At 54.2% G+C, this 14,511-nt stretch carries 13 protein-coding genes; 8 read left to right on the top strand and 5 right to left on the bottom strand.

The window, feature by feature from the left end; genetic code table 11:
• The first annotated feature begins 25 nt into the window (after positions 1 to 25).
• On the top strand, positions 26 to 1,258 hold the full coding sequence (locus MVC73_RS05005) for a DHHA1 domain-containing protein (RefSeq protein ID WP_297507721.1): 1,233 nt from the start codon (positions 26 to 28) through the stop codon (positions 1,256 to 1,258).
• On the opposite strand, the gene MVC73_RS05000 is transcribed toward MVC73_RS05005, so the two are convergent.
• From MVC73_RS05000 to MVC73_RS04980, 5 genes are read right to left on the bottom strand one after another with little or no spacing between them, the layout of a single operon-like run.
• Positions 1,227 to 2,048 (bottom strand): 7-cyano-7-deazaguanine synthase, encoded by an 822-nt coding sequence (locus MVC73_RS05000; protein ID WP_297507719.1) that lies wholly within the window; start codon positions 2,046 to 2,048, stop codon positions 1,227 to 1,229. The two genes, MVC73_RS05005 and MVC73_RS05000, sit on opposite strands and share 32 nt — an antisense overlap.
• Positions 2,049 to 2,078: 30 nt before the next feature.
• The gene (locus MVC73_RS04995) at positions 2,079 to 2,732 is read right to left on the bottom strand and encodes a hypothetical protein (RefSeq protein WP_297507717.1); all 654 of its coding nucleotides are present in this window, start codon (positions 2,730 to 2,732) and stop codon (positions 2,079 to 2,081) included.
• A 27-nt stretch (positions 2,733 to 2,759) separates the two neighbouring features.
• On the bottom strand, positions 2,760 to 3,662 hold the full coding sequence (locus MVC73_RS04990; protein ID WP_297507714.1) for a radical SAM protein: 903 nt from the start codon (positions 3,660 to 3,662) through the stop codon (positions 2,760 to 2,762).
• 47 nt (positions 3,663 to 3,709) lie between these two features.
• The gene (locus MVC73_RS04985) at positions 3,710 to 4,411 is read right to left on the bottom strand and encodes a dihydroorotate dehydrogenase electron transfer subunit (RefSeq protein WP_297507711.1); all 702 of its coding nucleotides are present in this window, start codon (positions 4,409 to 4,411) and stop codon (positions 3,710 to 3,712) included.
• Positions 4,395 to 5,618 carry a dihydroorotase gene (locus MVC73_RS04980; protein ID WP_297507708.1) on the bottom strand — a complete coding sequence of 408 codons (1,224 nt, stop codon included), beginning with the start codon at positions 5,616 to 5,618 and terminating at the stop codon, positions 4,395 to 4,397. The genes MVC73_RS04985 and MVC73_RS04980 overlap by 17 nt, the downstream gene beginning before the upstream one ends.
• Positions 5,619 to 6,007: 389 nt before the next feature.
• Here MVC73_RS04980 and MVC73_RS04975 point away from each other — a divergent pair, with 389 nt between their 5' ends.
• The 7 genes from MVC73_RS04975 (at position 6,008) to MVC73_RS04945 (ending at position 14,506) form a co-directional block, all read left to right on the top strand.
• On the top strand, positions 6,008 to 8,491 hold the full coding sequence (locus MVC73_RS04975; RefSeq protein ID WP_297507705.1) for an LPXTG cell wall anchor domain-containing protein: 2,484 nt from the start codon (positions 6,008 to 6,010) through the stop codon (positions 8,489 to 8,491).
• A 190-nt stretch (positions 8,492 to 8,681) separates the two neighbouring features.
• Positions 8,682 to 9,722 (top strand): ABC transporter permease, encoded by a 1,041-nt coding sequence (locus MVC73_RS04970; RefSeq protein WP_366938933.1) that lies wholly within the window; start codon positions 8,682 to 8,684, stop codon positions 9,720 to 9,722.
• A gap of 11 nt (positions 9,723 to 9,733) precedes the next feature.
• Positions 9,734 to 11,281, top strand: coding sequence for an ABC transporter permease (locus MVC73_RS04965; protein ID WP_297507702.1), 1,548 nt, complete (start codon positions 9,734 to 9,736; stop codon positions 11,279 to 11,281).
• Between the two features lie 10 nt (positions 11,282 to 11,291).
• Complete coding sequence (locus MVC73_RS04960) at positions 11,292 to 12,251, top strand: ABC transporter ATP-binding protein (RefSeq protein ID WP_297507699.1); 960 nt, start codon at positions 11,292 to 11,294, stop codon at positions 12,249 to 12,251.
• A 10-nt stretch (positions 12,252 to 12,261) separates the two neighbouring features.
• Positions 12,262 to 13,269 carry an oligopeptide/dipeptide ABC transporter ATP-binding protein gene (locus tag MVC73_RS04955; protein WP_297507696.1) on the top strand — a complete coding sequence of 336 codons (1,008 nt, stop codon included), beginning with the start codon at positions 12,262 to 12,264 and terminating at the stop codon, positions 13,267 to 13,269.
• A 12-nt stretch (positions 13,270 to 13,281) separates the two neighbouring features.
• Entirely contained in the window at positions 13,282 to 13,737 is a 456-nt protein-coding gene (locus MVC73_RS04950) for a hypothetical protein (RefSeq protein WP_297507693.1), read from the top strand.
• Between the two features lie 4 nt (positions 13,738 to 13,741).
• Positions 13,742 to 14,506, top strand: a complete 765-nt coding sequence (locus MVC73_RS04945; protein WP_297507690.1) for an NAD+ synthase — start codon at positions 13,742 to 13,744, stop codon at positions 14,504 to 14,506.
• The last annotated feature ends 5 nt before the right edge of the window (positions 14,507 to 14,511 follow it).

Here is a 14,511-nt window from a genome sequence, read left to right as displayed (position 1 = left end):
CCCTCGATTCTTCAGCGGTGGTGGTATGACGGAGAAGCTTTTCTATAGAGACCCCTACCTTAAGGAAGCGAAGGCCAGGATTACCGGCCTCGAAGTTAAGGGAAAGTGGGTGAAGCTGACTCTGGATAGGACGATATTCTACCCCGAAGGCGGTGGACAGCCATCCGACAGAGGCCGGATTGAAGGGAACGGCTTTGAAGTGCGCGTTGAGAAGGTTACCGGAAAGGACGAAATCGTTCACGAGGGCGTTATTGAAGGCAGAATTCCGGAAGTCGGCGAGGAAGTGAGGCTTGTACTCGACTGGGAATGGAGATACGAGAACATGCGCGCCCACACAGGACAGCACATCCTCTCGGCGGTTATCAAAGGCCTCTACGGGGCCGAGACCACGGGCTTTCAGATATTTCCGGAATACAATAAGATAGAGATAGACTACTCTGGCGAGCTCACGTGGAAAGACATCCTTGAGATTGAGAGGAAGACGAACGAGGTCATATGGGGGGATGTACCCGTTGAGGTTGAGGTTTACGAAGAGCTCCCGGATGAACTGAGGTCACTCCTCAGGAAGGAGGTCTCCTCGAAGGTCAGGCCACCGATAAGGATAGTCCGCATCGGAACTGTCGATGTCACCCCTTGTGGTGGAACCCACGTAAGGAGCACTGGAGAGGTAGGCTTCCTCAAAGTTCTGCGCATTTACCGGAAGAGCAAAAAGCTCCTGCGCGTAGAGTTCGCGACGGGAGTAAGGGCTCTAAAATACCTCGATGAACTTCTTGAGGACTATTGGAGCGCCTTAAACGAAATGCCCAACAAGAACCGCCCGCTCGTTGAGAGGGTCAGGGAGCTAAAGAAAGAACTTGAGGGCCTTGGGGCTAAGAGGGACTCCCTCAGAAGGGAACTCTGGGAGTGGAAGGGAAGGGCATTGCTTAATGAGGCTATGGAAGTCGGCGGAATCAAGGTCGTTACCCACGTTGAGAGCTCGCCCTTGAAGGACGCCCAGGCCTTTGCGGTTAACTTCGTTGACAAGAACCCCAGAACGGTTATTGCTCTTGCTGGAAAGAACTACATAATCCTCGCGAAGAACTGGGGGGTAGACCTCGACATGAGGGAAGTCCTGAAGGAGGTTCTCTCAAAGGTCGGCGGGGGCGGTGGAGGAAGCGAAAACCTCGCCCGAGGAGGAGGGTTTAAAGAAACTCCCGAGAGAGTTTTGGACGTCGCTCTTGAGGCAATCAGAGAGCGTCTAGGCCGAGCTTCCTTCTGACGAGATCCCACTGCCACTCCGGCACTTTAGGTTTTTCAAGCTCTTTCTCGGCCCGTTCCCTGCTCATCAGGCCATATCTTACGAGTGCCGCTATCCTTCTGTGCTCGAAGCTGTGGCCGTGCTTCTCCCAGTAGAGCTCTAATGCAGGACCGAGGACGAGGCAGTTCGTTGTGTAGCCGGGCAACTCCGGAAACTCGAAGGGGAGCTTTTTCAGAATCTCAAAGCGCTCCTTCTCGCTCATCATGGATAGGAGCCTTATCTGAACTACCCTACCGCTCATCAGCCTGTAGGGATGGTGGCCAAAGGGCAACTCGTGGCCCGTTATTATATACTTGTAACCCTTTTTGAGGGCGTACTTCCTGAGCTTCTCCATCGTCCTCTTTGAGCAGGCCCTGCAGGGACTCTGTGCCTTCAAAAGGGCATTCCTGAAGATATCGGAGTAGTCATAGCGTAAGAGCGTAAAGGGAACCCCGAGGTGTCCCGCTATCCTCTCGGCGTTCTCTATCGCCTCCTTGGCCATAAGGCCGTGGTCTATCATAACCGCCTCAAGCTCCGGCACTCTGTAGACTTCCTTGGCCAAATAGAGGGCAACGACGCTGTCCTTTCCGCCGGAGTACGCTACGATTGCCCTGTCGACTTTCTCCATGAGTTCTTCGAGCTCTCTCCTGATGGCCCTTCTATCTATCGGATGCCTCAGATAGACCTGACACTCCCTGCAGAGGGGTTTTCCGTCAACTACCTCTACCCTCGCCGTCCTCTCATCGTTGACGCATAGCGAGCATTTGAGCATGTCGGGGGAAGGGGAGATGACTTTAAAACGTTACCTCTTGAGCTTAACTTTTCTCCCGAGTTCATCGGCCTTCTCCCTGCCCTTCTTCCCGGCGAAGAAAGAGACCACGGCTATCTGGTTTTCGAGAAGGATTCCCCTGTTGTTCCTCGCTATGAGCCAGCCGAAGAAGACTCCGAAGACGAGACCTGCCAGCCAGAGTTCGATTATAAACGGCCCGCGGGAGAGCCCGCCCGGTCTGGCCGTTACGGATATGGCCTTGTAGGCCAGACCAAAGGCGAGGACGAAAAGGCCCTCAAGGAGAAGGCTTGCCCTCACGGCCCTGCTCAGGAGCGAGAGAACCCTGCTGTCACCGGTGTAGTCCTCAAGGATTTTGCCGTCGTGGATGCTGTAAACGAGGGTTCTCGTGATGTTCGCACCGCTCCTGAATGCTAAGAACGCAAAGAGCATTGCCAGAAAATCCCATCGAACCTTGAAGCTCGCCCAGAGACCGATGAGTATCCAGATTGGAGTGAAAATCCTTTCAATGCCCTTTTTCTCATTTCCGGGAACCTCTACCCTCAAGGCCTTTCTGAGAGTTATCCCTGCGAGCTTTCCACCGACCCTAACGAACCAGACCAGAATATTGATCCCAAGGAAGGTCAGGAGGAGGACTACCGAGAGCAACTCCCAGAGCAACAGTCTCACCGCTCAATAATAGGAGAAAGGGGTTTATCACTTTTGCCTCTCCCTCTTCACGACCGGGGCAACTTCCCTCGCGACCCTCTTGACGCTGAAGAGTGTCAGCGCATCCATCCTCTTGAGCTGGGCGAGAAGACAGCCACTTATCCGGACATCAATATGTTCCCTCGCCCTCATAGACACCTTGAGGAGATCTCTAACGCTCTCGGCCCTCTCAAAGTCGAGGCCGGCTTTTCTAAGGCGCTCCACGTTGAGCTCGTGTATTGTGAGTGGCTGAAGGTGCATCTCGTCAACGCCAAGGGAAGAGGCCAGCTCGGCTATCTTCGGGATGTCTTCATCGTTTATCCCGGGCATAAATATTGTTCTGACCACGGAGCGGACGCTCTTGTCTCTTCCAACTATCCTCAGGGCGTTAACGACTGCCTCGAAGGTGTCGGCGTTCGTAATCTCCAGATGCTTTTCCCTGCTTGCCGCGTCAAGACTTATCATAACAATGTCAAAATCGAGCTTCTTCCAGAGTTCTTCGGTCAAAAGCGAGCCGTTGGTCTGCAAATCGAGCCTCGCGTTGGGAAAGCGCTCGCGGAGCATTTTGTTAACCTCAACGATGCGGGGGCTTAGCAGGGGCTCTCCATACTGGGAGACGGTTATCGCCTTCGGATTGTCCCAGCCGTAGTAGCCGGGTTTCGGAGCTTTCCCGAGCTTTACGGCAACGTTTGAGTAGCAGAATATGCAGTCGTGGTTGCACGCTGGAGTTAGCTCGTAGCTCGGGTGGTGAACCGGGTTCGGGTTGCTCAGATCAAGCCCCTGACAGAACTGGCAGTGACTCGGGTAGCTTATCTCCTCCACGAACTTCTTCAGGAGTCTCGCCTCCCTGTTCTCAAGGATCTGGGGCTCGACCCCCATCTTTCTCGCGAATTCTTCCCAGGTTAACTTCATTCCCACACCCATCCGGAGGACGGGAAAGGGCTTAAAAAAGTGATTGGTCAGAGTAGTCCCCTCAGCTGAAAACCATCAAAGACCGGCCCGTCCCTGCAGACGAGGTACTTACCCAGGGAACAGCTCCCACAGACGCCTATTCCGCACTTCATATAGCGCTCCGCAGAGACTTGAACGTTCCTGTATTCCATAACCCTCAAAACGGCCTTCAGCATTGGTTCAGGTCCACATGCGTAGACCCAGTCGAAGTCCTCTTTTCTCTCGGCCAGAACATCAGTGGGGTAGCCTCTCCTTCCCAGGGAGCCGTCGTCGGTCGTTACAACAACCTCGTCAACGTACTTATCCACGTCCAGCAGAACGACCTCCCTCTCGCTTTTGGCCCCGTATATTAAGGTTATCTCCCCAAAACTTCCCCTTTCCTGCCTCGCGAGGGCGTAAAGCGGGGGGATTCCAATTCCACCAGCGACCAGAGCCACCCGCTCCCCCCTCGCCTCGAAGCCCCTTCCGTAGGGCCCCCTGACCCAGAGCCTGTCCCCTTCACCAAGCTCAAAGAGCCTTGATGTGAACTTCCCGACCCTCTTCACAACTATCAGGTCGCGCCAGGCGAGGCTGAAGGGCTTTTCTCCCGCTCCCGGTAGCCAGACCATAACGAACTGGCCTGCTTTTAAGTCGAACTCCCCATCGAATCTGAACGCCCTAACCCCCTCTCCGGCTTCCCAAGTCTCGGTTATCTCAACGACCCTGTACATTTAACCTGACCCCCTCAGGCTTTCCTATTATTTCATCGTCCTCCATAACGACCCTTCCCCTTATCAGAGTCATCACGACCTTCCCCTTAAGCCTACGCCCTTCCCATGGGCTCCACTTGGCTCTGGTGTAGAACTCCTCGGGCTTAACCCTCCACTCCCTTCTTGGGTCAACCACAGTGAACGTCGCCTCCCCACCGACCTCGAAATCCCTTCCCATTATACCAAAGGCTTTTATTGGCCCCTCGTGCATCTTCTCCACTACCTCCCCAAGGGTCATAATCCCCCTGTTAACCGCGTCCAGGAGGAGGGCAACTTCTGTCTCAAGCCCGGGAATCCCAGCGGCTCCCTCAGCTTTATCCTCAAGTGTGTGGGGTGCGTGGTCGCTCGCTATGATTGGAACCCTTGGGAGGTTCTCCCAGAGGGCCCTCCTGTGCTCCTCGGTTCTGAGAGGCGGATAAACCTTGAGGAGCGGGTTTCTCTCGTAGTCCCTCCTAGTTAGAAAGAGGTGGTGGGGCGTCACCTCAAAGGTTACCCAGGAAAAGCCTCTTTTCAGTATCTCCTCCACGCCATCGCGCGTTGAGACGTGGCAGATGTTAAGGGGCTTTTTCAAGCTTTCCGCAACGTTTAAGGCCCTCTTTATTGCCCGGCTCTCAGCTTCTGGAGGCCTCTCGGGGTTCTTCGCTATAACCTCCGCGTCCTCGGCATGGACGCTCAGAACCTCCGGAGAGCAGGAGTAGTCGCTTTCAAAGTTCTCCGAGTATATCCCCCCAGTCGATGACCCCATGAAAACCTTGTAGAAGTCCGCTCCCGAGTTAACGGCCTCCCTGCAGTTGTCCTTCAGTAGGAAGCCGAGGGCATAATCAGCATAGGCCCTCCCCTCGAAGAGTTCCAGTCGCTTTTCAAACGTTCTGGAGTCCATCACAGGTGGGCTGGTGTTGGGCATGTCAAAAACCGCCGTAATGCCCCCATGAAGGGCAGACTTCGTGCCACTCTCCACTGTCTCTTTTTTCTTTTCCTTGAAGTCCCTGAGGTGGACATGGGTATCGATAAGGCCGGGCAGAACAATGGCCGACTTAAGCTCTATCGTCTCTCCCCCTTTCAGGGGTAACCGGGAGATCCTCTCTATTTTGCCCTCGTTCACCCCCACGCTTCCTTCAAAGACCATTCCACGAAACAGGAACTTCCCTTTGAGAACCAGCTCGTACATAGTGCCCGCCCAAGGTTAATGGGCCTCAGTTTTAAGATTTTTGTTAGTTCAAACTCGAACCCAATCGTTTTTTCGAGTTTCTACAAAGATGATTACGGTTTAATTCGGCATTTATCTGAATATCACGTGGTTTATGTCACCAATACCATTTTTGATGTCGCAATTCTTAATATATGCCCGTACATTTTAGAAAAACAAGATCAAGCCGTTTTATTCACTGGTATTTACCCCGAACTTCTACAACAACGTAACCCTTAAATAGGACTCGGATGTATAGCTTCATGCCATTATACGCCGTATGTGGCAACGTTGCCAAAAACTAAAGGAGGCAGAGGAGTATGAATAGGAAAGCCCTAAGCCTGTTCGTTATGGGCTTGATGTTGTTTAGCGTGTTCTTAGTTGCCAAGCCCGCCAGTGCAGCAGAGGTTCCAGGGGACACCCTTAAGATTGTCCAGCTTGCTGCCCAGGGCAGCCTCTTCATGGGTGTCTTCAACCCCTCACCAAGCGGACTCACTGACGTTTACACCGTCCGTGTCTGGTACTTCCTCGGAGACAGGGCCGTTGCGATGGGTCCCGACGCCCAGTACCACCCCTATCGCTGCCAGCTCGTTGACATAAAGTACAACGTCCCCGTTCCTGACGATGCAGTCATCTGGAACGGAACCCAGAAGCAGTGGGTTGCACCCTACGCGGGCAAGACCGCCAAGAGCGCAATCACCTGGAAGTGCGGTCTCGGAACCTGGGTTGACGGTCAGCCGATAACCCTCGCCGACTACCTCTTCGACTACGCCATGACCTGGGAGTGGGCATACCAAGACGGCAAGGGCGACAAGTTCTACAGCGAGGACTACGCCAACAACTACCAGGGAACCCTCCAGCTGGTTATGGGTCTAAAGGTTGACAAGGTCACCAGCGACTACATCGAGTACACCCTCTACCAGGACTTCGTCGTTCCCTACGACAAGTGGAGCACCGCCATCGGTAACTTCATGGAGAAGCCCGCCTTCCCGTGGGAGCTCTACAACGTCATGAGCAACATGGTCGCCAACGGAGTCAATGGCAAGGAGTTCTCATGGAGTACCACTCCCCAGAACGGTTACCAGCTCGACATGATCGACCCCGAGCAGGCTCCCTACTTCAAGGCCGAGGCCCAGGCCCTTATGAAGGACCCGATACCGGTCTGGCTCAGCACCCTCAAGCCCTGGCTCCAGAAGTGGGGCATCAGTGAGGAGCAGGCCGGAATCACCGCCGACCTCGCCAAGGCCGGCTACCAGGGAATAATCAAGTGGGTTGACAACTACAAGAACGTCCTCATAAGCGATGGCCCGTACTATGTTGAGAAGTACGACCCCAAGGCCATGACCGTCATCCTCAAGCTAGCCAACAACAAGAGGATTGGCTTCCCGGGAACCGTTAACGGCAAGCCCCTGCCGTGGGAGCCCAACTGGAAGGAGATAGACATCTACGGTACCCTCAACAAGGACACTGCTATTCTCGCCGTCGCAAAGGGCGAGTACGACTTCTATTGGTACGCTACCCCGTACAGCGACATAGCCAAGGTCATGCAGCAGTACGGTAAGAACCTCAACCCGATCAAGACCATCGCCGTCTGGTGGTCACTTGACCTCAACCTCGTCGGCGACCCCGAGACCGGTCTCGTCAACTCATCCGGAACCCTCAAGTTCAACCCGATGGCCCTCCGTGGCGTGAGGTACGCAATGAACTGGCTCGTCAACAGGCAGAACATTGTCAGCCAGATACTCCAGGGTAGCGGTGCCCCAATGTTCGGCCCGGAGGTCAGCGGACAGGTTGACGCTTACATGAGGATAATGACAGTCGCCAAGGCCCTCGGATTCACCCCACAGGGTGACGAGAACTACGCCCTCAAGCTCATCGACCAGGCAATGAACAACGCCGCCAAGGCCCTCGCAGCCAAGGGCCACAAACTTGAGAAGAAGGACGGCAAGTGGTACTACGACGGCGAGCCCGTGACCCTTAAGGTCATTGCCCGTGTCGAGGACCAGAGGCTTGACGAGGGTAAGTACATCGCCCAGATCCTCCAGAAGGCAGGCTTCAACGTCGAGCTCCTGCAGTGGCAGAGGAGCCAGGCCAGCAAGACTGTCTACGGTCAGGACCCGAGGACCCTCCAGTGGCACGTTTACACTGAGGGTTGGGTCAGCAGTGGTATTCAGTCTGTCACGAGCATTGCCTGGGACTTCTGGTTCTTCGACTACTACGTTGACCCGAACTGGGCAACCAACTACCAGAACCCGATGACCGTCCAGGACCTCGTCAACACCATAGCCGATGGCGACGTTAACAAGTTCATAAGCACCCTCGACCTCAAGTACTACAACACTCCCGACAAGCTCAAGCCACTCCTCAACTGGAGAGGCTACGACCTCGCCATGGTTCTCGCCTACAACAGCTGGAAGGGACCGAACAACACCAGCGTCAGCATCGAGAGCCTCGACCAGTTCTGGGACCTCTACAAGCTCGCCTACGGAACCCACATGCTCAACTCACCACGCGTCTACACCGTCGAAACCTGGAACTTCTTCCTGACCAACAAGAAGATAACCGTCACCATGCCCGACCCGATAAGCGGTCTCGGAAGCTTCCTCGCGGCAAGGTCGGTCATCCCGACCCCGACCAAGACAACCACTACCAAGACCACCACAACAACTAAGACCACCACGAGCAAGACCACCACTACCAGCAAGACCACCAGCAGCACCAGCACGAGCCAGGCCAGCCAGAGCAGCGGCACCCAGACCACCGGCGGAGGAACCAACACCACGACCTACGCCATAATCGGCATCGTCATAATCATCATAATCGGTGCCGCCTGGTACTTCGCCAAGAAGAAGTGAGGCCCCTGGCCTCTACCCATCTTTTTGTTTTGTTTTTGTCAAATTCGGACTCTTCTACAACAGAAATTTTCATAAATTTCGATGAACACATGTGTGCATATGTGCACTTTTGGGGAAAACTATTTAAACTTTAACTTTCACGTAAAAGTTGACCTTTGCGAGCATCCAATGAAACCTCGGAGGGGTTAAAATGGCCATGGGTTTCGGCAAGTACGTGACGTACAGACTCGTGAACGCGGTGATTATTCTCTTCCTCGCCGTGCTCTTAATGTCGGCCCTCTTTACGAAGCTGGCCACAATCCAACTGACGGCGCAGGTTGATTCCGAAGTCCAGCAGTGGGTTAGAGGGTACACCCAAAGCCACCACCAGGCTCCCAGTAAGGAGCTGATAGAGCAGTATAGAGCACAGAGAATGCACTACTACGGCCTCGACAAACCATACTGGGAGCGCGCGTGGATGTACACTATAGATACGTTCTTCTTCAAATGGGGCAATTCTATTCCGGCGGTCTTTGGTACTCATAAAGTCTCGGAGCAGATTAAGACTGCCCTTGGAAGGACGATCCTGCTGTTCACAACCGCTCAGGTGATAATAATATTCATAGGGCTTGCCCTTGGTGTCAAAAGCGCCCAAAAGCCCGGAAGCCTCCTCGACAGGACGATATCCATACTCGCAATGCTTACCACCAGCCTGCCAATGTGGTGGCTCGGAATGCTCATGATACTGTTCTTCGTCGTCTACCTCGGATGGCTACCAATAACCCTCTACTCCCAGACAGCAGTTAGTGGATGGGGCAACATTCTCAAGAAGATGAGCCTCCCGGTTCTGACCATAGTGACGGTTTCCTTTGGAGGCTGGTCTTGGATAATAAGGAACATTATGATAGGAACCATGCAGGAAGACTTCATTATGGTCGCTAGGGCCAAGGGTGTCCCTGAGAGGAAGGTCATCTACGGCCACGCCCTTAAGGCTGCGGCTCCACCAATAGTCACCATGATAATCTTCGCCATGATAGGATCGCTCGGCGGTGCCATAATTACCGAGATCGTCTTTAACTGGCCGGGAATGGGCCGTCTCTACTGGGAGGCCCTCCAGCTCAACGCCGTGAGAACCATGATGGCCCTGAACTACATGTTCGCGTTCCTGACAGTGTTCTCAATGGTACTGGCGGACATACTCTACGGCTACCTTGACCCGCGTGTCAGGGTCGGTGCCGCCGCGAGGTCGTGAGGTGGTGAGGAATGAGATGGGTTGACTTCAAGGACAGCGTCAAGAGGTTTTGGAGCGAATACAAGCACCAGAAATCCGGTATGGTCGGACTGGCCCTGCTCATAATCCTCGTGGGTCTCGCCCTCGCAGCCCCTTACATGACGAGTCCAGACATCCCCGAGAAGTGGCAAACCGGCCAGGCCTGGATAGTCAATCCAAAGAACGCTCCTCCCTCATGGGAGAACTACTTCGTCAAGGAAACGAAGGCCCCGCAGAAGGTATTCAACATCCACCAGATGAAGGTTGAATCTACCAAAAACGGCACAAACAACGTTTACATCCTGACATTCAACTACGACATGTCCTACCAGGTTCCACCCAAGGACATAGTCATAACCGGATTAATCTCAAACGCCTCCCGCCCGCAGGATACACCAAAGGTCTCGATACGCGTTCAGAGGCCTCCGGAGCAGGGTGTTAAATACGAGAGCCTCACGCTCCTCAGAGAGGCCCAGCTCCCCAACACGGGTGCACTTCAGCTGGCCTACACCCCCCAGGTTAAGAGCCTCCTCTTCTACTGGCTCTACGAGAACGGCGTTTACCAGCTCCCAATGCAAATACCCCAGCAACTCCCGCTTGAGATGAAGCTCATGTACCTCAACCAGCAGCTCCAGATGAACAACACCCTTTACGGCTACTACCAGAGTGCGGACCCGATGAAGATACTCTTCGGTAGCATCACCGACGGAAAGGGCCATCTCCTCCCGCTTGAGACAGTCATATACAACTCAACCGGTCTCCAAGGAACTTACAAGTTCACGATCATAATAACGGCTCCGAAATACGTAAGCGTCAGCTTCGACAAGTTCGAGGTCGCGATGGTTGGAAGAACCTTCGGCTTACTCGGGACCGACCAAAAAGGAAGGCCTATAGCTGTCGGTCTGCTCTGGGGTATCAGAATAGCGATAGCAATAGGTCTCTCGGTTGCAATAAGCACCGTCCTCATAGGCGTCCTCTACGGGGTTACAAGTGCTTACCTCGGAGGCTGGGTGGACGAGTTCCTGCAGAGACTCAACGAGTTCATGATGACCCTTCCAGTGCTCCCGATGCTTATCCTGCTCTCGCTGTACTTTGGAGGCAGAATCTCCCTGACGCAGCTGGTCGGAATCCTCGTCCTTTTCGGATGGATGGGTACGGCCAAGGTGGCCAGAAGTATGGCACTGCAGATTAAGGAGCAGACCTATATCGAGGCAGCCAGGGCCCTCGGTGCGGGAACCGGAAGGATAGTCTTCAAGCACATCGTCCCGCAGTTGCTACCCTACGCCTTCGCCAACATAGCCCTCAGCGTTCCCGGAGCAATACTCAGCGAAGCCGGATTGAGCTTCCTCGGCCTCACCAACCCGAACATGATAAGCTGGGGCAGGATGCTGAACGACGCCCAGATGAACGGTGCAACAATAAACGGCTACTGGTGGCAGGTCATTCCGCCCGGACTTGCAATAGCCACAGTCGGACTCATATTCGTCCTGATTGGTGTCTCGCTCGACACCGTCCTCAACCCGAGGCTCAAGCGCGCGTGAGGTGGTATGAATGGCCAAGACAGTCCTCGAAGTTAAGAACCTCAAGATGTACTACTTCACCAACAAGGGCGTCGTCAAGGCAGTGGACGATGTGTCCTTCGAACTCAAGAAGGGTGAAGTGCTTGGACTTGCCGGTGAGAGTGGGTGTGGCAAGTCCTCCCTCGGTTTCACCCTTTTGGGCATGCCAACCCCACCGGGCAAGATAGTTGACGGGAGCATCAAGATAGACGGCAGGGAAATAGTGGGCCTCCCGGAGGACGTCCTCAGGAAGGAGATCAGGTGGGAAAAGATCTCGATGATATTCCAGGGAGCAATGAACGCCCTTAACCCGGTCTACACCGTTGGCTATCAGATGACGGAACCGCTCCTCTACCACAAGGGGATGTCGCAGGAGGAGGCCCTCGACAGGGCCCAGAAGTACCTTGAGCTGGTTGGCCTTGATCCCGAGATAGTCTACCGCTACCCCCACGAGCTCAGCGGAGGTATGAAACAGCGTGTCATCATAGCCATGGCTCTGCTCATGGAACCCAGCGTCGTCATAGCGGATGAGCCCACAACGGCCCTCGATGTCGTCGTTCAGGCACAGATCATAAACCTAATGAAGCGCCTCAAGAAGGAGCTCGGCCTATCGATGATATTCATCACTCACGACCTCAGTATTCTAGCCGAGATCAGCGACCGCGTTGCCATAATGTACGCAGGAAAGATAGTCGAGATCGGTGACAGCGAGAAGGTTTACTACGAACCTGCACATCCCTACACCCAGAAGCTCCTCGCGGCGATACCGAGGCTTCACGAGGACGTTGAAAAGCTCGAATTCATTCCCGGCCAGCCACCCAACCTCATCAACCCGCCAAAGGGATGTCGCTTCCACCCGAGGTGCCCCTACGCTATGGACATCTGCAGGGAACAGGTGCCTGAACTGAAGGAGATTGATAAAGACCACTACGCCGCATGCTGGTTGCTGTGAGGTGTGAACGATGGCGGAGCCAATACTCAAGGTTGAAAACCTCAAGAAATACTTCCCCCTCAAGAGAGGTCTCCTAGCGAGCCTCCGCGGTGAGCCACAGCGCTTTGTCCACGCCGTCGATGGAGTCAGCTTTGAGATATACAAGCAGCAGGTCTTCGCCCTTGTTGGAGAGAGTGGGTGTGGAAAGTCAACGACCGGAAGGCTCATCGTCAAGCTTCTAGAACCCACTGACGGCAAAATCTACCTCGAAGGGCAGGATGTCACGGAGATAACAACCAAGGAAGAGCTCCTTGCTTACAGGAGAAAAGTGCAGATGATATTCCAGGATCCATTTGCCTCTCTAAACCCGCGCTTCAGAATATTCGACGTCCTTGAGGAGCCCCTCCTGATACACGGCATTGGGGAAACGAGGGCAGAGCGCGAGGAGCTCATTTACAAGGCCCTCGAAATGGTCAAGGTTACCCCACCAGAAGACTACGTCAGCAGGTTTCCCCACATGCTCTCCGGTGGTCAGAGACAGCGTGTGGCTATAGCCAGAGCCCTTATCCTGAATCCGACGTTCGTGGTTGCAGACGAGCCGGTTTCGATGCTCGACGTCTCGATCCGTGCTGAAATCCTTGAGCTGATGAAGGATCTCAAGGACAAGATGGGGGTCACCTACCTCTACATCACCCACGACCTCTCGACGGCCAGGTACTTTGCCGACTGGATAGCAGTGATGTATCTCGGAAGGATAGTGGAGATGGGACCGGCTAAAAGGGTCATAGACAATCCGCTCCATCCCTACACAAGAGCGCTCCTTGCGGCGGTTCCGGAGCCGAAGCCCGAGAGAAGGAACGTCATCAAGGAGCTACCAATCAAGGGTGAAGTTCCGAGTGCCGTCGAGATACCACCCGGTTGCCGCTTCCACCCGAGGTGTATCTACACTCAGAAGGGCCTCTGCGATGTCCAGCAACCGAAGCTCATCGAGTACGAACACAACCACTTTGCAGAGTGCCACCTCGTCGGCAAGTTCTGACCGGTGGTTTCAATGCCCTCCCTCTCAATTATTTTCCGCTCCAAGTTATTTCTCTTGGGCCTTTCATTTCTTTTACTTGCCCTCGTCCTTTCCGCGGTTTCCGTCTTCTACTCAAACCCAATCTCGTACTCTCAGTCCGGTACTTTTGGGGTCGGCGAGCACCCCGTAGGAAACTCAAGTTTCGAGGAGCACGTCGTAACCAACAGAAGCCTGAGGCTCAGCTCCAAAAACGCCAGCATTATGGTCTCATGGGGGTCAAACTACACCTCATACAACCTGACGGGAAACCTCACGCTTTACCCCGGTGAGAGGCCAACTGTAAACGTTTTTAAGGGCGAGGTAAACTACAGCTATGAGGTCAAGGCCATCGAGTACCCCTACTCAGATTTGGCAATACCTGCGTTTATTTTCGCGATAGTGGGCACGATACTGGCTTGGATTGGCCTTGAGAGGATCCTCAGGGGGTGAGCTCGTGAGAACCCTCGATTACGAGAAGGCCATCGAGAGAATAGTGGATTTTATATCGGAGAAGGTCAGGGAAGCGGGAACTAATGGCGTTGTAGTTGGCATAAGCGGTGGAATAGACAGTGCCACCACAGCATACCTCGCCGTGAAGGCCCTCGGAAGCGAAAAGGTTCTCGGCCTCATAATGCCCTACTACGAGAACAGAGACGTTGAGGACGCAAAGCTCGTCTGCGAAAGCCTTGGTATAAAGTGCAAGGTTGTCAACATAAGGCCTATAGTTGAGGAGTTCGTCAAGTCCCTCGGTTTTGAGCCGGACAAGAAGAGCCTCGGCAACATAATGGCCAGAACAAGGATGGTTCTGCTCTACGCCCATGCAAACGCCCTAAACCGTCTCGTCCTCGGGACAAGCAACAGGAGCGAGTTCCTGACTGGCTACTTCACAAAATGGGGCGACGGGGCCAGCGACTACGCACCGCTGATAAACCTCTACAAGACTGAAGTGTGGGAGATAGCGAAGCTCCTCGGAGTCCCGGAGAGGATAATCGAGAAGAAGCCAACGGCTGGCCTCTGGGAGGGCCAGACGGACGAAGACGAGCTGGGAATAAGCTACCGGCTCCTCGATGAGATACTCTGGCGTCTGGTAGACCTAAAGATGCCAAAGGAGAAGATTGCAGGGGAGCTTGGAATAAGCGTTGAAACCGTCGAACACGTGGAGAACCTCGTAAAGTCAAGCGAGCACAAGAGAAGGCTTCCAACCGGACCTTCTTTTTGAGGTGA

The organism is Thermococcus sp. (assembly GCF_027052235.1).
Lineage (GTDB): Archaea > Methanobacteriota_B > Thermococci > Thermococcales > Thermococcaceae > Thermococcus.
Note: the sequence above shows the minus strand (reverse complement) of the source record. Positions and strands in the feature narration are given on the sequence as shown.